Here is an 18,585-nt window from a genome sequence, read left to right on the forward strand (position 1 = left end):
AAACTAGTGCTTGCGGCCCTGTTTCTTGCCGCCGCCGGCGCCCTTGTCGCTGCCGGCCTTGACATGGCTGGCGGCGTCCTTGCCGCGCTTGTTGCGCTCGACCTTGCTGCTGCTGTCCTGCTCCGGCGCGTCCGGCGCCGGCGTGGCCGATTGCCGGTTCTGGCCGGCCTGCGATGATGACTTGCCCATGGCGATCTCCTCCTGGTTGCTGCCGTCTTCATCAGCCTAGCGCGGGTCCCTGCAATGGCTATCGGCGCAGTGCTCCGCGCCCTGTAGGAATCACGCTTGCGGCGCGGCCCAGGTCTCGTGCAGATGGCGCCACAGCAGGCGGCCATCCGGCGTTTTTTCATACACCACGGTCGACCAGCGCTCGGTCGGCTGCGCACCAGTTTGCGTCTGCCGTTCGCGGTACGAGACGGTGGCGCCCTGCTCGCTTTCCTGCAGCAGGACCAGGTCGGCAATCCGCATGTGCAGGCCCGGCCGGCTACCCGACGCGGCGCTGAAAAACGCCGCCAGACCGGCCTTGTCGAGTACCTTGCCGGCGGGAGAAATCATGGAAAAACCAGGCGCAAAACGCGCCAGCAGCGCGCTGCACGCCGCCGCGTCGGTGCTGACGCCGGCCAGCCAGTCGCAAATCAGTTCATGGGTCGATACAACGTCGTCAAAAAAGGGATGCATGTCGCTCATTTCGTAGTCTCCAGATGGTGTAAAACAGCGCGGTTATCGATGCGCAAACACAGGGCCACCGGCAGCACCACCAAGGCGGCGGCCAGGGCAAAACACAGCTGAAACACCGGCATCGCAGCGCGCTCCGTGGCAGTGACATGGTGCGCCGCCAGCAGCAGCTCGAGCAGCGCGCTGGCCAGCGCGACGCCGAGGCAAAAGCCCAGCTGGCGGTTGATATTCCACACGGCGCTGGCCTGGCTCAATTGCGCGTCCGGCGTGCGCAAAAAGGCCGTCGATTGCGCGGTGCTGCTGCACAAACCGCCACCAAAACCCATCAGTGCGTAAGCCAGCGCCAGCCGCAGCAACTGCCCTTCGCTGGTCACCCAAATGAGCATCAGCACGCCCGCAGCCTGCAGCAGCGCGCCGGCGATCCACAACGGTTTCGGCCCCACGCGGCGATAGCTTTTGCCGGTCAGCGCAATCGCCCCAAACGAGGCGATTGCCCACGGCAGCATCAGGCCACCGGCGGTCGAGGCCGTCATGCCGAGCAGCCCCTGCAAATACAAGGTCGCCAGCAGGCTCACGCCCATGAACACGCCCGGCACCAACAGGTACACCAGCATCGAGGTGCACAGCAGCGGTTCGGCCACCAGCCGCAGGTTGAGCAGCGGCGTGGCCTTGCTTGGCGCGCTGCGCGGCGGGTCGGCCTGCAGCCAGCAGACGGCCAGCAGCAGCGCCAGCGCGGCCAGCGGCAGATTCAGGTAAAAAATCGCCCGCCACGACAATTGGTCGACGATCAGGCCGCCCAGGGCCGGCGACAGCGCGGGCGCCAACAGCCCCACCAGCATGATCACGGACGACAGGCCAGGCCGCTCGGCCGGGCGGTACAACCGGTAGGCCATGCTCTGGCCCAGCGGGATCAACAGGCCGCCGCCCAGGCCTTGCAGGGCGCGCCAGGCGATCAGGGCGTCGATGGAGCCGGCCTGACCAGCCGCCATGCTTGCCAATAAAAACATCAGCAAAGAGGCAATGAAGACCCTTTTGCTGCCATAATAAGCAGCAAGCGGGGCGCTGGCGGGAATGACGATGGTCAGGCCGATGATATACGCGGTGCTGATCCAGCCCAGCTGCGACACGGACGCGCCCAGCGCGCGGCCGATGCCGGGATAGGCCGCGCTGGTGATGAACATGTTGATCAGGTCGATGAAAAAACCCAGCAGATACAGGGCTGCGACTTTTTGGCGATAGTCCATGGTGCTTCCGGATGGCAAAGCGCCATCTTGGGCGCCAGGCGTCAATTGCATAAGATCCCGGCCTCGATTACACTGTCAAAAATATTTTGACATTCCTTGAAACCCGCATGTATCCACACTTTTATCGATGATCAGTCTTGACCGCCTGGGGATTTTTATTGCCATCGTCGATGCCGGCTCGCTGACGGCGGCCGCCGTCGTGCTGGGGCAAAGCAAGGCGGTAGTCAGTTTCAACCTCAAGCAGCTGGAGGCGGAACTGGGCGTGTCGCTGCTCACGCGCAGCACCCGCAGCCTGGCGCTGACCGACGTGGGCCGGCGTTTTTACGAAGACTGCCAGCGCGTGCTGGGCGAGGCGCATGGCGCGATCGAAACGGCGCGCCAGGGCCACCAGGGCTTGCGCGGTACCTTGCGCCTGACCACCACCGCCGAATACGGCCAGCGCACCGTGGTGCCCGCCTTGATCGCGTTTGCCCGCCTGCATCCGCAACTGCAGATCCAGCATTCCTCGTCATCCTCGCATGAAGACCTGATTTCGGGCCGCATCGACCTGGCCATCCGCCTGGGCCAGTTGAACGATTCGAGCTACCGCGCCGCGCTGGTGGAACACTATGCGATCTGGCCCGTCGCCTCGCCCGCCTACCTGGCCAGCCTGCCCGGCAAGGGTATCGCCACCGTGGACGATTTGCGCAACGCGCGCTGGCTGGCGCACAGCCGCCTGGCCACGCCCTTGCGCTGGGACGTGATCACCCCCGAGGGCCCGCTGGCGTTTGCCACGCGCGACGAGGCGCTGATGACGTCGGACTCCGCTTCGGCCCTGCTCGGCTTTGCGCTGGGCGGCTGCGGCGTGGCCCTGCTGCCGCAATGGCAGGTGGAGGCGGAAGTGCGAGCCGGGCGCCTGCGCCATCTGCTGCCCGAGGTGCTGTTTCCGCCGCAAGGCGTGTACGCGGTGTATCCCGATACCCGGCATATCGCGGAAAAAGTGCGCACGTTTATCGACTTCCTGCGCGACTTCGTGGGCGCGCCGATAGTGTCCACGTGAAACAATTCCCGCACGGAAAAGGAAAGACGCGCTGCCGTTTTTCGTCCTAGACTAGTGCCATGGCTGCAGACTCTGCTTTTTGCAACAAGGCAGGCTGCGGCTAAGCGAATGATGCACTTACCTCAATCCCTTACCGATCGGAGACCATCATGGCACAAACTTTGGCAGCAGTATTCGACAACCGCGCATCGGCCGAAAGCGCACGGCAAAAACTGATCGCCTCGGGCTTTGGCAGCGAGCGCATCCGTCTCAATGACTCCGCCAGCGACTACAGCGGCGCGCCTTCCGCGACGTCCACCGTGGCCAATACCACCGGGCGCGACGATGATGGCTTCGTGGCCAGCATCAAGCATTTTTTTGCCGACCTGTTCGGCAGCCATGAAGACCGCTATGTGTACGCAGAAGCTGTCTCGCGCGGCCACGTGGTGCTGACCCTGGAAAGCGCCAGCGACGCCGAGATCGACCGTGCCAGCGATATCGTGGAAGACTTCGGCCCGCTCAATATCGAAGAACACAGCGAACAATGGCGCGCCGGCGGCTGGAGCCGCGACGACAGCACCACCGGTGCAGGCTATGCCGGCAATACCGCCGCCACGGGTAACCTCAGTGGCAGCGCTGGTGCCAACCTGCAATCGCAGTCGCAGGCAGGCAGCCTGTCGCAGCAGGCCACGCCGCTGGGCGCTGGCGCCGAACTGGGCATCAATCCAGCCGTGCCTGTGGGTAACCTCAGCCAGTCGTCGACGGCCTCGCAGCAGTTCGCCCGCGATGACACCCCCGACTTCATCCAGCCGGGCGGCGCAACCAGCCTGGGTGGCACGCGCAATGTGCGTACCTACCCGCGCGCCGACACGCTGTCGAACGATATCGTCGACGACGAGCAGTACTATCGCAGCCACTGGGATTCGACCTATCTGTCGACCGGCGGGCGTTTCGAGGACTACGACCCGGCCTACCGCTATGGCCGCTCGATGGCCGGCAGCGACACCTATCGCGGCCGTCCGTGGGATGAAGTGGAACCCGACCTGCGCAGCAACTGGGAGCACACCTATCCGCAGTCGGCCTGGGAAAACTTCAAGGATGCGGTGCGCCATGGCTGGAATCGTTTGACGTCGTAAGGCGACTGCCTTGAACAGCGCTGACGGCTGCGTCAGCGCTGTTTTTCATCAGCGCTCTTCTTTCGTCAGCTTCAGGAAGTGATTGAGGATATGAAAATGATCCTCGAAAAACTGTTCCTCCATCGCCGGCAGCGAGGCCAGCGGCAGCCACTGGGCCAGCGCCGCGTCGTCGGCTGCCGACACTTCCGGCAACTGGCTGGTCTGCAGATTGAAATGATGGGCGTGCGTGATGGTGCGCCCGCGCTGGCTGCGGTCCGGGTGGTCGAACACGGCCACGCCGACCAGCGCTTCTTCCAGGGTTGGCGCCAGCACGCCCAATTGTGTTTCTTCCGCCAGTTCCCGTATCGCTCCTTGCAGCAGGCGTTCGCGCGGCTCCAGGAAACCGCCCGGCAGCGCCCACAAGTCCTTGCCCGGATAGCCGCCGCGTTTGACCAGCAGCACATGGCCGCCGGTCTGCACCAGCGCATCGACGGTGCTGAAAATCGGTGCATACGGCGCCGTGCGCCAGCGGGTTTTATACGCTTCGATGGCGCGGTGTTCCTGCACCAGCGGCGCATACCACGGCAGCATGGTCCAGGCTTTCAGGTACTGGGCAATCGCCCTGGGCAGCAGTTGCGCCAGCGCGCCCAGCGATACATCGACGTCTTCCGCTTCGAACAGCACCTTGCGGATCGCCGTGGCGCCGATCGGGGCGCCGGCGTCGATTTCCTGGTTCAGCATCTGCCACTGCGGGAAATGATGCAGATAGTAGCTGGTGGCGTCCTTGAAGCAGGCCACCAGCGCCACGCGTGACGCATGCGGCACGGCGTTGGCGACGGCGCGGCGCACGCTGTCGGCCCACAGGCCATCGTCGTAATAATCGCGCACGGCCACGTAGTGTACGCGCGCGCGCTGCGCTTCGGGCAGGCTGGCGCCAATCATGGCGGCGCGTTCCTGCCACGTAAACGGGTTCTTCGGGCTGCGTGCATGGAAGGCCGAACCAAGCACCACCACTACCTGCGCGGCGCTGGCCAGCGCCGCCTGCAGCAGGCCGGCATGGCCGCTGTGGAACGGCTGGAAGCGGCCGATCAGTACCGCGCAGTCGAAGGCAAGGCTGGAATGTGCTGCGCTCATGCGGCGTCTCCGGTGGGGTAGTGGGCGGCGATCGGCAACTGGCGGCCGCTGCCAAAGGCGCGCGATCGCACGCGGATGATGGGCGCCGCCTGGCGCCGCTTGTATTCATTGCGCGCCACCATGCCGAGGATGCGCGTGACCAGGCGGCGCCCTTCCTCGCTCTGGCGCAGCTGGCTGACAAACGCCAGCGCCTGCGCGCTTTCCGGCGCCGGCAAATGGTTGCCCTCGATATGCCACTTCAGGATTTCATCGAGCACGGGGTAGGGCGGCAGGCTGTCGGTGTCGCGCTGGCCCGGCGCCAGTTCGGCCGACGGCGGCTTGTCGAGCACGGCGAGCGGGATCAGCTCGCGCCCCGCACTGGCGTTCACGTGGCGCGACAGGGCAAACACTTCCGTCTTGTACAGGTCGCCAATCAGGCCCAGGCCGCCATTGGTGTCGCCATACAGGGTGCAGTAGCCAACCGAGATTTCGCTCTTGTTGCCGGTGGTGAGCAACAGCGCGCCAAACGCATTCGAGTATTCCATCAATATCGTGCCGCGCACGCGCGCCTGCAGGTTTTCCAGCGGCAGGCCGGCCAGCTTGCCGTCGAACGCGGCGGCATAGCCGCTTTCATACTGCGCCACGATGTCGCGGATCGGATGCGTCAGCAAGGTGATGCCGAGGTTGTCGCACAGGGCCACTGAATCGGTGACCGAGCCGGCGCTGGAAAACACCGACGGCATGGTAATGCCGATGACGTTATCGGCGCCCAGCGCTTCGACCGCCAGCGCCAGGGTCAGCGCCGAATCGATGCCGCCCGAGCAGCCGACCACGACTTTGGTAAATTTGCAGCGACGCGCGTAGTCGGAGAGGCCCAGCACGATCTGGCGGCGCGCAAATTCCACCGCCGGGATGCCTTCCGGAGAGGGCGCGGGAAACGGCTGGCCACCGGGCTGGCTGAACTGGCCGTTGTCAAAACGCAGCAACTGAAAATCTTCCACGAAGCGGGCCGCCTCGAACTGTACCGCGCCCTGCGGCGAGATGGCGAACGAGGCGCCGTCGAATACCAGCTGGTCGTGGCCACCGACCTGGTTGACAAACAGCAGCGGCAGCTCCAGGCGGCGGCAGGCGGCGCCGAATACGGCGTGGCGCAGCGCGCGCTTGCCGATATCGGACGGGCTGGCGTTGATGCTGACCACCAGGTCGGGGCGCGCCGCCTGCAAGGAGGCAAACGGGTTGATGGCGTAGGCGCGGCCTTCGTCGTTCCAGCCGTCTTCGCAGATCATGAAGCCGACCTTGTGGCCGGCCACGTCCAGGGTGCAAGCCACCGGTGGCCCCGCCTCGAAATGGCGGCCTTCGTCAAAGATGCCGTAGGTGGGCAGCAGTTGCTTGTAGTATTCGGCGACGATCTGGCCGTTGCGGATCGCCAGCAGCGCATTGTGCAGCGGCTTGCCAGGTCCAGGATTGGGGCGCGCCGTGCCAAGCACCGTGACCAGCGCCGGCCAGCGCGTGGAGGCCTGCAGCACCGTTTGCAGCGCCGCGTCCATCGGGCGCAGGAAGGCCGCGTCCTCCAACAGATCGGCCGGGTAATAGGCGCTCAGGGTCAGCTCGGAAAACACCACCATCTGCGCGCCCTGGCCGCTGGCGCGCGCCATATGGTCCAGCACGGCGGCGGTATTGGCGTCGAAGTCGCCGATGGTCAGGTTGAGCTGGGCGATGGCAATCGAGAGCATGGTGTTTTCCTTCAGTCGGGAGCGCGTAAATTGCTATCCTGCCTGAAAATCGACAAACGGTACGGATGCAATCGTGCAAGGCAATACCGCTCCCGAAAATGTTTCACGTGAAACCGTTCGGGAGCGGCGGGCAAATCAGCTACCGAGCGGTGGCGTCGACGGTGGTGGCGGCGCTGCCGTGGCGCCTGGCACGGCAGCTGAAATCGCCGGCGCCTCGGGCTGCGCCGGCAGCGTGCTCAAGACCATGGTGCTGGGCTTGGAAATGGCGATATGCGCGTCGCCCAGGCGTTTCAGCAGTTCGAACAGCAGCGCGCTGCGGATGCCGTAGGTCAGGCGCGGCGACGAAGCAAAACCGGTGGCGTTGAACATCAGGTAGCCATTGTCGATGCCATCGAGCTGCACGCTGGGCGCCGGCGTGTCGAGCACGTCATGATTGTCGACAAACGCGCCCAGGATCAACGCGCGCGCTTCCTCGGCATTCGTGCCCAGCGGCAGCGGCAGCTTGATCTGCACCAGGCCCAGCGGGCTGGCGTGGGTCACGTTGCGCACCGTCTTGGTAATGAATTCCGAATTCGGCACGATCACTGTGGAACGGTCGCCCATCTGGATTTCCGTGGCGCGCACATTGATGCGGCGAATATCGCCTTCCACGCCGCCCAGCGAGACCCAGTCACCCACTTTCACGGGCCGTTCGGCCAGCAGAATCAAACCGGATACAAAATTCTGCACCACCGCCTGCAAGCCAAAACCGATACCGACCGACAGCGCCGAGGCCACCCATGCGATGCGTTCCAGGCCAATGCCGGCCGACGACAGCGCCAGCGCCACGGCGGTGATGCCGCCGATATAGCCAAACAGGGTCAGGAACGAGGTCTGCATGCCCGAATCGAGATTGGTGGTTGGCAGGTAGCTGTTTTGCAGCCAGCGCTTGAAAAAGCCCACGCCGATATAGCCCACCAGCAGCACCAGCAGCGCCTGGATCACGGAACCGGGGCGTATCGCCACTTCGCCGATGGCCAGGCCGTCCTGCAGCTTGCCCAGGCGCTGGAACAGTTCGGCCGGTCCTTCGCCAAAGGGCGCCAGCAGCAGCATCAGCATCAGCAGCACGATCAAAGCGCGGCCCAGGCCGGACAGCAGCACGGCCGCCTGGTCGCGCGCCTTGGGCGTGGCCAGCACCGGGTTGCTTGAATCGGGCGGTGGCGGCGTCGAGGCCAGCAACATGCACACATCGTCGACCAGCACCGTCAGCAAATAAGTGGTGCAGACCACTACCATGATCCAGGTGATCTGCTTGGTAACGAAGCTGCCGAAAGCCACATAGCCGACCAACAGGCTGATCAGGCTGACCGCCAGCGCCAGCCACAGCACCACCACCACGCAGCGCAGCCACAGCGGCGTGGAGGGCGAATCCGCGTCGGCGGCGCGCACCTGGCGCCAGCAGCGCTCGGCGCGCAGCAAGCCGTAGGCCACCGTCATGCTCAGCACCAGCGCGACGATGCAGTTGATGGCTACCGCCGTCGACAAGCCGGTATTGATCACGATGGAGACGCGCTCGGCAGCCCACACCAGCACCATCACCAGCGCGAACTCGGTCGGGTAGCGGCCCATGCGCGAGGCCAGCGCGTCGGGCAGCGGCAGCAAACGCCACGAAGTACGGTTAGGCGACAGCAGGGCATGGCCCAGCCCCGCCGTGAAGCCGGCAAAGCAGATGATGCCAACCAGGCTGCTGAGGAAAACATTGGTCTTGTCCGACAGGTCGCCGCTCCAGCGCAAGCCGAAGGCCAGCAGCTCGGCCACCAGGCCCGGCGTGGCCAACGCCAGCACCAGCACCGCCAGCGCGTGCAGCGAGCGGCGCAAACGACCATGCGGCACGCGGGTCGAGGTCAGCATCAGCAAATGGCGTGAAATCCATACGCTGGCCGCCAGCAGCAGGGCGATGCCGGCAAAAATGATGACCCAGACCGAGATCGGCGTGGCGCGCGCCGCATCGACCAGCTCCTGCCCCAGGTTTTGCAGGCGCATCAGCGTTTGCGGCCATTCGGCATGCAGCTGCTTCCAGAAAGCCCCGGCCAGGATCGACGAGGTGCGCTCGCCCAGGCGCGCCTGCAGCTGCGCGCGTCGCACCGTGGTCACTTGCTCGGAGGCCTGCGCCGCTTCCACCGACAACAGCCGCGCCAGCTTGGCCTGCGAGTCGAGCTCGCTACTGCTGCGGTCGAGCTGCTTGCGCTGCTCGGCCACATCGGGCGCGTCTTTGGTGCCAGCGGCCGGCTTGCCCAGCTCGGCCAGGCGTGCCTGCACCCCGGCCAGCAGCGGTTCGATATCGGCCGCCACCTTGTCGGCCTCGGCGCTGGCGGCAACCGCATCGGTCTTCATCTGCGACAGCGCGGCGTCCGGCACATCGGCCTCGCCGTCCAGGGTCTTCTGGATCGTGGTGATCTGCTTGCGCAAGGTGTCGAGGCGCTGGTCGGCCGTGGCGGTGTCGTTATCGGCCTGGGCCTGGGCCCAGGCAGGGCTGGCGCCGAAAGAGAGGGCCAGCAGCAGCGCCAGCAGGAAGGGAAGCAGCAATCGGAATGGTCGTTTGGAAATCATGCGCGCCTAGGACGGAAGAGAAAGGTGGAGCGGCACAATATAGCCGAAAACGCCGCTGCAAAACGCGCAATTGCGGCCCCGGCGGTCATGATCGCGGCGATTGCCGCTACTGGTCTACGCCTATTGCACTATAGATATGTGATATGAAAAAGACTAGTATCGTGTGCCCAGGACAAGGTGCTTTCGTAGCCGCAGCCGGTCCTCCCACCTCCCTTATCGAGCCCATCATGAAGTTCATCTCCAATATCAACATCGGCAAACGCCTTGCGCTGGGCTTTGGCGCCATCAGCGCCATGCTGATCGTCATCTCCTTGCTGGGCCTGGTCATGCTGGGCAGGATCAACCAGGGCACCGACCATATCGTGAAGGACAGCATGCCGAAGATCGCGATTGCCAATGCGCTGGCGGACCACGTCAACGATATCGCCATCGCCTTGCGCAACAATATGCTGACCACCGATCCGGCCGACCGGCAACGGCAGGTGGGCGCCGTGCTGGCCGCGCGCGAGGCGGCGGTGGCCGACATGGCCAGGCTCGAACGCACGGCCAGCCTGCCGCGCGAACGCGAACTGCTGGCGCAGCTGCGCGCCGCCCATGTGCGCTATGCCGAAGGCCAGGACCACCTGCTTGAACTGGTGAAAACCAGCACCCTGGAGGAAGCGCGTACGTATATGTACGATCAGGTGCGCGCCATGCTCGACGCCTACAAGCGCTTGATCGCGCAAGAGATCGCCTTGCAGAGCGAACAGGCCGTGGCCAACGCCGCCAGCGCGCACGGCACCTATGTCACCACGCGTTTGCTGCTGATCGTGCTGTCGGGTGTGGCGCTGCTGTGCGCGGCGCTGCTGTCGTACATCATCACCCATTCCGTCACCAAACCGCTGGCGCAGGCATTGAAGGTGGCCCATACGGTGGCCGCTGGCGACCTCAGCAGCACCATCATCATCGAGTCGCGCGACGAAATGGGCCAGCTGCTGCAAGCGCTCAAGGGCATGAACGACAGCCTGGCGCGCACGGTGGGCACGGTGCGCGCCGGCACCGACACCATCGCGGCCGCCTCGGCCCAAGTGGCGGCGGGTAGCCAGGACCTGTCGTCGCGCACCGAGCACGAAGCGAGTTCACTGGAAGAGACCGCCTCATCGATGGAACAGCTGACCGCGACCGTCAAGCAGAACGCCGACAATGCGCGCCAGGCCCATGTGCTGGCCGATACCGCCTCGAACGCGGCCCAGCGCGGTGGCGCCATGATCACGCAGGTGGTCGCCACGATGGACCAGATCAGCCAGTCGTCGAGCAAGATCACCGACATCATCGGCGTGATCGACGGCATCGCGTTTCAAACCAATATCCTGGCCCTGAACGCGGCCGTCGAGGCGGCGCGCGCCGGCGAGCAGGGACGCGGCTTTGCCGTGGTTGCTACCGAAGTGCGCAACCTGGCCCAGCGCTCAGCTGCCGCGGCCAAGGAAATCAAGAACCTGATCGATGATTCGACCACTTCGGTGGCCAGCGGCAGCTCTCTGGTGCACCAGGCCGGCGCGTCCATGACCGATCTGGTCGACAGCGTGCGCCGCGTCACCGACATCATGGGCGAAATCACCTCGGCCAGCGCCGAGCAGACGGCCGGCATCGAACTGATCAACCGCGCCATCAGCGAGATGGACATCGACACCCAGGAAAACGCCGCCCTGGTCGAGGAGTCCGCCGCAGCTGCGGCGGCCCTGCGCGAACAGGCCGCCACCCTGGCGCAGGTAGTCAGCGTGTTCAAGCTGGGCGACCAGCCGGCCAGCGTCAAACCAACCTCCGCTGTCACGCTGCCAGTGGCCAGGCCGGTGCCAGCCTCGCCGGCTCATGCCCCGCTGCCCGCAAGGCAACAGCAGGCGGAACCGGTACTGTCGGAGTGGGAAGAGTTTTAACCCTGCGAAATAGTGAACATAATATTTAAATTAAACACTTTAAATTCAATGATATGTTTATCTTCAAGGTAAACCAATATCGACATCATTTTTCATTTAAGGACTACAATATAAAAAATATGTTCACTCTTCAATCATGACAAAACGCCTGCGCAGCCCCGATACCATGCCCACCCTCGTCAACGAACGGCTGCGCACCTGGGGCCAGTGCGTGCGCAAGCAGCGGGTACAGCAAAACATCACGGCGCGCGACCTGTGCGCCCGTCTCGACATTTCACATCCGACCCTGCAGCGCATGGAGCGCGGCGAAGCGTCCGTCAACGTAGGCCTGTTCCTGGCCGCCTTCCACGTGCTCGGCATGCTCGGCATGGCCGCGCCGGAACTCGAGGTGGCGCTGTGGCAGATGAACAGCCCGGCAATGCGCAGCCGGCCAGGCTTGAAGGAGGGCGATGATGACTACTTCTGAGCGCCCGCTGTTCGTCTACCTGCAGCGCCCCGACAATGGCGAGTGGGTGGTGGCCGGCCGCTACCTGCCCGATGCGCATGCCGGCAGCGGCAGCTTCCGCTATGCGCCCAGCTATGTCGAAGCGGGATTGTCCTGGGCCATCGATCCGGTCAACCTGCCTTTCGTTCCCGGCGTGGACTACCCGGCGCAGCGTTATGACGGCTTGCACGACGTGCTGCGCGACGCCAGCCCGGACTCCTGGGGGCAGATGCTGATACGCCGGGAACACCAACTGGGTGTACACGCCACGGCCATCGACTTTTTGCGCCTGTCCGGCAATGGCGACCGCTGGGGCGCACTGGCGGTCGGAGAGTCGCGCAAACCGCATGTCGCGAAACTGGCCAGCCCCCGGCTGCACCGCCTCGATGCGCTGGTGCAGGAAGTGCTGGCGATTGCGCAAGCCAAACCGGCCATCGATGGGCCATTGCGCAAGCGCCTGTTTGCCACGCCCAGCATGGGTGGCGCCCGGCCGAAAGCCACGGTACAGGACGGCGACGACTACTGGCTGGTGAAGCCGGGCCTGATGACCGATACGGTCGACCTGGCGCTGCTTGAGCATGCCACGATGCAGTGGGGCAGAAGGGCCGGCCTGCGTTTCGCCGACACGCGCCACCATCGGCTGGGCATCGGGCGCAGCGTGCTGCGCATCCTGCGCTTCGACCGGCGCGGCGCGCAACGCATCATGACCGTCAGCGCCGCGTCCCTGCTGCAAGTGCAGTATCCACCGGTGGAAGCGGCCGACAGCAGCGGCGCCAGTTATCCGCGCCTGGCCGAAGAGCTCAAGCGCATCGGCGCGCCGCCGGAAGACGGCATCGAACTATTTGGCCGCATGGTGTTCAACGGCGTGGTCGGCAATAACGACGATCATCCGCGCAACCACGCCGTGCTGTTCGACCTCGATCAGCAACGCTGGCGCCTGTCACCCGCCTTCGATGTCGTGCCGGATACGCAAGACGATCCCGGCGTGCTGGTCATGCAAGTGAGCGCCGGCCGCCACGACATCACGCGCGAGGCGATGCTGCAGGACTACCTGCGTTTCGGCTTCGCCACCCATGCGGACGCATCAGACCATTTCGATGCCCTCTTGAAACGCATCGAGGATGGCTACGCGGATATCGCACCGCTGCTCGATGCCGCCTTGCGCGCCAGCATGCAACAGCGCTTGCAAACGATGCTGGCAAAGTTGAGCGTGGCGCCGGTCGTCAGATAGCAGCCGGTCCAGGCGCAAAATACCGCCCCGGCGTGGTGCCGAAGGTGCGCCGGAACAGGGCGATAAAGGCGCTGACATTGGCGTAGCCCAGATCAAACGCCACCGTCGTCACGGGCAAGCCGCCGGCCAGCAGTTCCAGCGATCGCAGCAGGCGCACGCGCTGGCGCCAGGCGGTCAGACTCATGCCCGTCTCGACGGCAAAACGCCGGCTCAGGGTGCGCGGCGCCAGGTTGGCCCAGCTGGCCCATTGCTCCAGCGTGCGCGCATCGGCCGGGTCGGCGATCAGGGCGCTGGCGATGCGCAGCAGACGCGCTTCGCGCGGCATCGGCAAGCCCAGCGGATCGACCGGCGCACTGGCGATTTCATCGATCAGCATCTGCGCCACGCGCGCCCTGGCGCCATCGAGCGGCGCCGCGTCCCACTGCGCCGCGCGCAGCACCGCCTCGCGCAACAAGCCCGGCACCGCAATCGCGCACGGCGCTTGCGGCAGGGCTACACAGTGCTGTGGCGCCACATACACGGCCCAGCCGGCAAACGGGCCATGCGACCTGGCCGCGTGCGTGACGGACGACGGTATCCATACGGCGTGCGTGGTGGGAATGGTCCAGGCGCCGGCGTCGGTGCGCACCGTCAGCAGGCCCGAAAACAGGCCCAGCAGCTGGCCCGGCGGATGGCTGTGCGGCACCGACTCGCGCGGCACGCTTTCCCTGGCGATAACGGCGATCAGGGGCGGCTCGCCATCGGCCATGCTGACGGCGTGGCGGAGCTTGGTTTCCAGTGTATCGGCAGGTAACATGGCGTCATTGAGCTATTGATTGGCACCTATAGCTTAGCAGCGCCAAGGTTTCAGCGCTATCGTGGCAATCATCATTGCTGCCAAGGAGAACCGCATGACCACCGTTGACCTCGCTGAACTGTACGCGCCGCCGTCCGACATGATCGTCAAGGGCGTGCTCGGCCACTTGCTGCCGTTTCACCTGAGCTATCTGAAAGCGGCAACCTTCTTTTGCCTGGCCAGCGGCAGCGCCGACGGCCTTGACGCCTCGCCGCGCGGCGGCGCGCCGGGCTTCGTGCATGCACTCGACAACAAGACGGTGGCGTTTGCCGACTGGCCCGGCAACAACCGCATCGCCTCGCTCACCAATCTGCAACAGGACGACCGCATCGGCATGCTGTTCATTTTTCCCGGCCTGGAAGTGTTCATGCGCATCAATGGCCATGCCGCCATTTCGCTCAATCCGGATCTGCTGCTGGCGCTGGCTGAAGGCGAACGCGTGCCGAAGACCGCCATCGTGGTACGGATCGATGAAGTGCTGTTCCACTGCGGCAAAGCCATCAACCGCGCAAAACTGTGGCAGCCGGAATCGATGCTCGACCGCAAGGACGTGCCGTCGCCCGGCGAAATCAAGGCAGCCATGACGGGCGAGGACAGCAGCACGGCCAGGGCGATGGACGAGGGTTATTACACGGCGATCCGCGGCGATCTGTATTGATGGCATTAACAAGCACTTAATCGGCGCGCGGTACCATTGCCGCTTTCGCGCCTTTTCGAGAGCCTGCCGTGCATATATTACTGGTTGAAGACGATGCCATGCTGGCTGAAGCCGTCTGCGATGGCGCGCGGCAGAATGGCTGGCAAATCGATCATGCCTTTGACGCGGCCTCGGCCCGGCTGCTGCAGCTCGACAGCCAGTATTCGGTGATGTTGCTCGACCTGGGCCTGCCGCGCGAATCAGGCCTGAGCCTGCTCAAGACCATGCGCGCCCGCTACGACGTGACGCCGGTGCTGATCCTGACGGCGCGCGGCCAGCTCAGCGAACGCATTGCCGGGCTCGACGCGGGCGCCGACGATTACCTGCTCAAGCCGTTCCAGTTCGATGAACTGTGGGCCCGCGTGCGGGCGGTGATCCGGCGCAGCCAGGGCAGGGTAGTGCCGCTGCTGACCTGCGGCGAGGTCCAGCTCGACCTCGGCAAGCGGGTCGTCACGCGCGCCGGCCAGCGCGTTGCACTGAGCGCCCATGAATACCGCACCCTGCTGGCCTTGCTGGAGCGGCCCGGCCACGTGGTGACCCGCGATTACCTGCACGAAATGGTGTATGGCAGCGCCAGCGCGATCGAAAGCAATACCATCGCGGTCTTTATCCATCAGTTGCGGCGCAAGCTCGGTGACAACATCATCACTACCGTCCACGGCCAGGGCTACATGATAGAAGGCGACGCATGAAGTCGCTGCGCGCACGCATGCTGCTGGTGATAAGCAGTTGTATCGCCTTCTGCTGGGTACTGGTGCTGGCGCTGGCGGTCAGCTATACCACGCTCGGTGAAGGCTTTGCCTGGGATAATGATCTGCGCAATATCGGCAACCGGATCTTGCACTCCATGCCACCGGGCCTCGGCACGCTCGACGCCGCCAGGCCTGGCGTGTTCCCGCCCGACGACAAGCCATCGTACGACAGCGATACCAGCTTCCAGATATGGAGCAACCGGACGCGCCTGGTAGTGCGCGCGCCGGACTCGCCGCTCACGCCGTTGCGACCGGACTTCGTCGACGGCTACAGCACCACGCTCATCGATGGACAGGAGTGGCGCGTGTATTCGGTGGCCGACAGCAGCGGCACCATCCATGCACAGGTCGGCAACCTGCGCAGCACCATCGACGCCGAAATCAGGCTCAAGGTGCTGACCGTGCTCGGCATCAGCACCTTTTTATTGCTGATGGGCGGCGTGCTGATGGCCTATGCCGTGCGGCGCGCGCTGAACCCGGTGGTGGACATCGGCGCCGCCCTGCGCCAGCGGGGAAAGTTTGACCTCACGCCACTGCCGCTGGCACAACTGCCGGCAGAACTGCATCCGCTGATCGTGTCGTTCAATCATTTGCTGGACCAGGTGGGCCAGGCGGTGCAAGGCGAGCGGCGCTTCATCGATGATGCCGCCCATGAATTGCGCACGCCGCTGTCGGCGCTGCAGGCCCAGGCGCAAGTGGCGTTGAAAGCTGCCACGCTGGCCGAAAAAGACGCCGCGCTGGGCAAGCTGCTGGCGGTGGCCCAGCGCAGCACGCGGTTGTCCGAGCAGCTGCTCGACCTGGCGCGGCTCGACGCCGGCAGCCACCTGGCGCACGCGGCGCTGGCCGACTTGAGTGAACTGACGGTGCATGTGGTGCGCGAATTCGACGTTGTTGCCGAGCAGCAGGGGCGCAGCCTGATCATCGCCGCCACGCCGTGCCAGATCGCCTGCGATATCGACGAAATCGGCATCCTGCTGCGCAACCTGATCGACAATGCGCTGCGCTTTGCGCCGCCCGGCGGGCGCGTGCGCATCGCCTGCGGCCATGCCGACAACCAGGTCTACCTGGAAGTGGCCGACGACGGCCCCGGCGTGCCGGAAGCCGAACGCGAGCGTATCTTCCAGCGCTTTTACCGCCTTGCCGAAGGCAAGCAGGGGCGTGGCAGCGGCATCGGCCTGTCGCTGGTGGCGGCCATTGCGCGGCTGCACCAGGCCGGCATCGTTACCGGCGCCGGCCTCGATGGACGCGGTTTTTGCGTGCGCATCGTGTTTCCCCGGTTGTTTCCAGCCCCTTAAAAGCTGTACAGGTAGCCAGCCTTGACGCTGCTCTGGTTCGAGCGGTCCACCAGCGGACTGTCCTTGATGGCGCCGCCCAGTCTGGTGGCGCTGAGGTCAACAAACACATTGTGGCGCGGCGCCACGGCATAGCCGACGCGCAGTCCCACTTCGACATTACTGGCGGCGTCGCCGGTGTAGGCGGCACGGCCGGCGCGTACTTCGGCAGCGCGCACGCCGTAGTAGTAATCGACAAATTTCTTGTCCTGCCAAATGGCCGCCACGCGCGGCGTGAGGGTGAAGGCGCCGGCCTGGAAGTTGCGGTTCAGTTCCAGCTTGACGCGCTTGCCTTCGGCGTCGCCGGTGGCGGCCAGCGCTTCGGCCGAGGCATTGATCACGCTGCCACGCCACAGCACGGCGCCACCGACCCATACGCCGCCCTTGCGCTCGGCCATGCCGCGAAGAAATGGCGAATCCTTGGCTTCATAGCCATCGTTGGCGTAGCGTGCGCGCAAGCGGAACGACAGCGGACCGCTTGATGGCAGCTTGGCGTCAAGCGTGGTGCCGAAAAAGCTGACATGGCGGTTTTCAAACAATAGTATCGGCAAGGCCTTGACGTCGTTGTCGAAATCGCGATAGGCCTTGCGGTCCAGTCCCACGCCCAGGCCCAGCCCCCATTGCGATGGTGCCGGCGAGGCTTCTTTGGCAGCCAGTTCGGGCGCCAGGACCTGTGCCTGGGCGGCGTGCTGGGTGGCGAGGGCGAGGGTGGCGGCCAGCAGTGCGTAGGCGTAACGGGAATATGCTGTGTGTGCTTGCGTCATGCGTTGTGTCTTTCCAAGGTTAAGCCAGCGTGACTGGCCGGTGCAATACGGGAAGGCACAGGGACGATCTGCCTGTGCTTGCAGCCATCATGCACGACCGGGATTAATAAGTTTTTAGGAAGAAAGCGCCGTGATCCGGATATCGGTGCCGCCGCTGGCTACACCCAGATGCGGTAGATCCAGTAGCTCTCGTCGCCGGATGCCAGCAGCCGCAGGAACTTGCCAGGGCTGTGGCCGGTGATGCCGCGCACTTCACGGCAGAGGTGCGCCTGGTCCGCATAACCACCCTGCGCGGCCACATCCGCCAGGTTCGCCGCGCCGGCCCGGGCTTTGTCGCGGGCATCGAAAAAGGCCTGCTCGGCACGCCGCAGCCGCAACAGGCTGCGCATCGATTGCCCGGCGCGCGCCTTGATGCGGCGCTCGATATTGCGCACGCCGCGCCCCAAGGCCGTATCGGCCACCTGCCACGCCAGATGACGCACCCAGTCACCCGCCAGCGCGCCCGGTCCCATCGACCGCGCCGCCAGCCAGCGCGGCGCCACGAACTGTTCCAGCAGCGCCAGGCGCACAGTGTCGTCAGGCGCTGCCAGGATCGCATCGGACAGGGCCTGCCATTCGGCGCCCAGCACGTCATCCAGCGCCGCCCAGCGGTCCACGCATGAGGCCATGTCGATGCCGCTGATCACCTGCAGGGCCTGCGGATAAAACATCACCATGAACAATCGCACCGGGCCGGGATTCCAGCTGGTGGTCGGCTGCGTTTGCGGGCCGGCAAACACGGCGCGCACCGGTACCGGCGACACCGGCAAGCCAGCTGGCATCACCAGTTCGCCCTCGCCCTCGATAAACCAGGCAATCGTGCACAGCGGCGTGGCCGGCGAGTGGTTGTAGCGGTCGCGCGGATCGAGCAGCGGCGACTCGACCGTGCTGCGCGTGACCAGCGCGCGCACGCAGGAAACCAGTACCTGGGGCGGGGCGAGCAAACGCGTGGCGGCGGGATCGGGCATGGGGAAATTCTAACCCGGCGGCAGCTTGTCGCAAACGTTCAAGACGGTAATTTCTTGCCGCGGCACACTGGCGCCACACCCTTC

At 65.0% G+C, this 18,585-nt stretch carries 17 protein-coding genes; 8 read left to right on the forward strand and 9 right to left on the reverse strand.

Annotated features, from left to right (window positions below):
• Positions 1–3: 3 nt before the first annotated feature.
• From AC0Z42_RS22160 to AC0Z42_RS22170, 3 genes are all read right to left on the reverse strand, one after another.
• Positions 4–189: a hypothetical protein gene (locus AC0Z42_RS22160; protein ID WP_485470343.1), complete on the reverse strand. Its 186-nt coding sequence runs from the start codon at positions 187–189 to the stop codon at positions 4–6.
• Between the two features lie 90 nt (positions 190–279).
• A complete protein-coding gene (locus AC0Z42_RS22165) occupies positions 280–687 on the reverse strand; it encodes a DUF4440 domain-containing protein (RefSeq protein WP_485470344.1) in 408 nt (135 codons plus the stop codon).
• Positions 684–1,919: an MFS transporter gene (locus AC0Z42_RS22170; RefSeq protein ID WP_485470345.1), complete on the reverse strand. Its 1,236-nt coding sequence runs from the start codon at positions 1,917–1,919 to the stop codon at positions 684–686. The genes AC0Z42_RS22165 and AC0Z42_RS22170 overlap by 4 nt, the downstream gene beginning before the upstream one ends.
• A 127-nt stretch (positions 1,920–2,046) precedes the next feature.
• Between AC0Z42_RS22170 and AC0Z42_RS22175 the strand changes: the two genes are divergently transcribed.
• Positions 2,047–2,958 carry a LysR family transcriptional regulator gene (locus AC0Z42_RS22175; protein ID WP_485470346.1) on the forward strand — a complete coding sequence of 304 codons (912 nt, stop codon included), beginning with the start codon at positions 2,047–2,049 and terminating at the stop codon, positions 2,956–2,958.
• A 149-nt stretch (positions 2,959–3,107) separates the two neighbouring features.
• Entirely contained in the window at positions 3,108–4,073 is a 966-nt protein-coding gene (locus tag AC0Z42_RS22180) for a hypothetical protein (RefSeq protein WP_485470347.1), read from the forward strand.
• A 48-nt stretch (positions 4,074–4,121) separates the two neighbouring features.
• On the opposite strand, the gene AC0Z42_RS22185 is transcribed toward AC0Z42_RS22180, so the two are convergent.
• The 3 genes from AC0Z42_RS22185 to AC0Z42_RS22195 form a co-directional block, all read right to left on the reverse strand.
• On the reverse strand, positions 4,122–5,186 hold the full coding sequence (locus AC0Z42_RS22185; RefSeq protein WP_485470348.1) for a bifunctional nicotinamide-nucleotide adenylyltransferase/Nudix hydroxylase: 1,065 nt from the start codon (positions 5,184–5,186) through the stop codon (positions 4,122–4,124).
• On the reverse strand, positions 5,183–6,898 hold the full coding sequence (locus tag AC0Z42_RS22190; RefSeq protein ID WP_485470349.1) for an NAD+ synthase: 1,716 nt from the start codon (positions 6,896–6,898) through the stop codon (positions 5,183–5,185). Before AC0Z42_RS22190 ends, AC0Z42_RS22185 begins: the two co-directional genes overlap by 4 nt.
• Before the next feature lie 135 nt (positions 6,899–7,033).
• Positions 7,034–9,487, reverse strand: coding sequence for a DUF3772 domain-containing protein (locus tag AC0Z42_RS22195; RefSeq protein ID WP_485470350.1), 2,454 nt, complete (start codon positions 9,485–9,487; stop codon positions 7,034–7,036).
• 227 nt (positions 9,488–9,714) lie between these two features.
• Here AC0Z42_RS22195 and AC0Z42_RS22200 point away from each other — a divergent pair, with 227 nt between their 5' ends.
• The 3 genes from AC0Z42_RS22200 (at position 9,715) to AC0Z42_RS22210 (ending at position 13,115) form a co-directional block, all read left to right on the forward strand.
• Positions 9,715–11,400 carry a methyl-accepting chemotaxis protein gene (locus tag AC0Z42_RS22200; protein WP_485470351.1) on the forward strand — a complete coding sequence of 562 codons (1,686 nt, stop codon included), beginning with the start codon at positions 9,715–9,717 and terminating at the stop codon, positions 11,398–11,400.
• Between the two features lie 136 nt (positions 11,401–11,536).
• Positions 11,537–11,866 carry a helix-turn-helix domain-containing protein gene (locus AC0Z42_RS22205; RefSeq protein WP_485470352.1) on the forward strand — a complete coding sequence of 110 codons (330 nt, stop codon included), beginning with the start codon at positions 11,537–11,539 and terminating at the stop codon, positions 11,864–11,866.
• Positions 11,850–13,115 carry a type II toxin-antitoxin system HipA family toxin gene (locus tag AC0Z42_RS22210; RefSeq protein ID WP_485470353.1) on the forward strand — a complete coding sequence of 422 codons (1,266 nt, stop codon included), beginning with the start codon at positions 11,850–11,852 and terminating at the stop codon, positions 13,113–13,115. The genes AC0Z42_RS22205 and AC0Z42_RS22210 overlap by 17 nt, the downstream gene beginning before the upstream one ends.
• Here AC0Z42_RS22210 and AC0Z42_RS22215 read toward each other — a convergent pair.
• On the reverse strand, positions 13,108–13,911 hold the full coding sequence (locus AC0Z42_RS22215; protein ID WP_485470354.1) for an AraC family transcriptional regulator: 804 nt from the start codon (positions 13,909–13,911) through the stop codon (positions 13,108–13,110). The two genes, AC0Z42_RS22210 and AC0Z42_RS22215, sit on opposite strands and share 8 nt — an antisense overlap.
• A gap of 94 nt (positions 13,912–14,005) precedes the next feature.
• Between AC0Z42_RS22215 and AC0Z42_RS22220 the strand changes: the two genes are divergently transcribed.
• The 3 genes from AC0Z42_RS22220 (at position 14,006) to AC0Z42_RS22230 (ending at position 16,694) form a co-directional block, all read left to right on the forward strand.
• Positions 14,006–14,608 carry an MSMEG_1061 family FMN-dependent PPOX-type flavoprotein gene (locus AC0Z42_RS22220; RefSeq protein ID WP_485470355.1) on the forward strand — a complete coding sequence of 201 codons (603 nt, stop codon included), beginning with the start codon at positions 14,006–14,008 and terminating at the stop codon, positions 14,606–14,608.
• A 68-nt stretch (positions 14,609–14,676) separates the two neighbouring features.
• Positions 14,677–15,339 (forward strand): response regulator, encoded by a 663-nt coding sequence (locus AC0Z42_RS22225; protein ID WP_485470356.1) that lies wholly within the window; start codon positions 14,677–14,679, stop codon positions 15,337–15,339.
• The gene (locus AC0Z42_RS22230) at positions 15,336–16,694 is read left to right on the forward strand and encodes a sensor histidine kinase (RefSeq protein ID WP_485470357.1); all 1,359 of its coding nucleotides are present in this window, start codon (positions 15,336–15,338) and stop codon (positions 16,692–16,694) included. Before AC0Z42_RS22225 ends, AC0Z42_RS22230 begins: the two co-directional genes overlap by 4 nt.
• On the opposite strand, the gene AC0Z42_RS22235 is transcribed toward AC0Z42_RS22230, so the two are convergent.
• Together AC0Z42_RS22235 and AC0Z42_RS22240 are read right to left on the reverse strand one after the other, a co-directional pair.
• Positions 16,691–17,494 carry a MipA/OmpV family protein gene (locus AC0Z42_RS22235; RefSeq protein WP_485470358.1) on the reverse strand — a complete coding sequence of 268 codons (804 nt, stop codon included), beginning with the start codon at positions 17,492–17,494 and terminating at the stop codon, positions 16,691–16,693. The genes AC0Z42_RS22230 and AC0Z42_RS22235 overlap by 4 nt on opposite strands.
• Positions 17,495–17,652: 158 nt before the next feature.
• Entirely contained in the window at positions 17,653–18,501 is an 849-nt protein-coding gene (locus AC0Z42_RS22240; RefSeq protein ID WP_485470359.1) for an AraC family transcriptional regulator, read from the reverse strand.
• Positions 18,502–18,585: the final 84 nt, after the last annotated feature.

It is taken from the genome of Janthinobacterium sp. 1L-D-8-B-C4 (assembly GCF_057291295.1).

What these genes read in the sequence shown, in the direction of transcription:
- AC0Z42_RS22160 (WP_485470343.1), bottom strand. Translation starts at nt 189, where the DNA reads ATGGGCAAGTCATCATCGCAGGCCGGCCAGAACCGGCAATCGGCCACG.
- AC0Z42_RS22165 (WP_485470344.1), bottom strand. Translation starts at nt 687, where the DNA reads ATGAGCGACATGCATCCCTTTTTTGACGACGTTGTATCGACCCATGAA.
- AC0Z42_RS22170 (WP_485470345.1), bottom strand. Translation starts at nt 1,919, where the DNA reads ATGGACTATCGCCAAAAAGTCGCAGCCCTGTATCTGCTGGGTTTTTTC.
- AC0Z42_RS22175 (WP_485470346.1), top strand. Translation starts at nt 2,047, where the DNA reads ATGATCAGTCTTGACCGCCTGGGGATTTTTATTGCCATCGTCGATGCC.
- AC0Z42_RS22180 (WP_485470347.1), top strand. Translation starts at nt 3,108, where the DNA reads ATGGCACAAACTTTGGCAGCAGTATTCGACAACCGCGCATCGGCCGAA.
- AC0Z42_RS22185 (WP_485470348.1), bottom strand. Translation starts at nt 5,186, where the DNA reads ATGAGCGCAGCACATTCCAGCCTTGCCTTCGACTGCGCGGTACTGATC.
- AC0Z42_RS22190 (WP_485470349.1), bottom strand. Translation starts at nt 6,898, where the DNA reads ATGCTCTCGATTGCCATCGCCCAGCTCAACCTGACCATCGGCGACTTC.
- AC0Z42_RS22195 (WP_485470350.1), bottom strand. Translation starts at nt 9,487, where the DNA reads ATGATTTCCAAACGACCATTCCGATTGCTGCTTCCCTTCCTGCTGGCG.
- AC0Z42_RS22200 (WP_485470351.1), top strand. Translation starts at nt 9,715, where the DNA reads ATGAAGTTCATCTCCAATATCAACATCGGCAAACGCCTTGCGCTGGGC.
- AC0Z42_RS22205 (WP_485470352.1), top strand. Translation starts at nt 11,537, where the DNA reads ATGACAAAACGCCTGCGCAGCCCCGATACCATGCCCACCCTCGTCAAC.
- AC0Z42_RS22210 (WP_485470353.1), top strand. Translation starts at nt 11,850, where the DNA reads ATGATGACTACTTCTGAGCGCCCGCTGTTCGTCTACCTGCAGCGCCCC.
- AC0Z42_RS22215 (WP_485470354.1), bottom strand. Translation starts at nt 13,911, where the DNA reads ATGTTACCTGCCGATACACTGGAAACCAAGCTCCGCCACGCCGTCAGC.
- AC0Z42_RS22220 (WP_485470355.1), top strand. Translation starts at nt 14,006, where the DNA reads ATGACCACCGTTGACCTCGCTGAACTGTACGCGCCGCCGTCCGACATG.
- AC0Z42_RS22230 (WP_485470357.1), top strand. Translation starts at nt 15,336, where the DNA reads ATGAAGTCGCTGCGCGCACGCATGCTGCTGGTGATAAGCAGTTGTATC.
- AC0Z42_RS22235 (WP_485470358.1), bottom strand. Translation starts at nt 17,494, where the DNA reads ATGACGCAAGCACACACAGCATATTCCCGTTACGCCTACGCACTGCTG.
- AC0Z42_RS22240 (WP_485470359.1), bottom strand. Translation starts at nt 18,501, where the DNA reads ATGCCCGATCCCGCCGCCACGCGTTTGCTCGCCCCGCCCCAGGTACTG.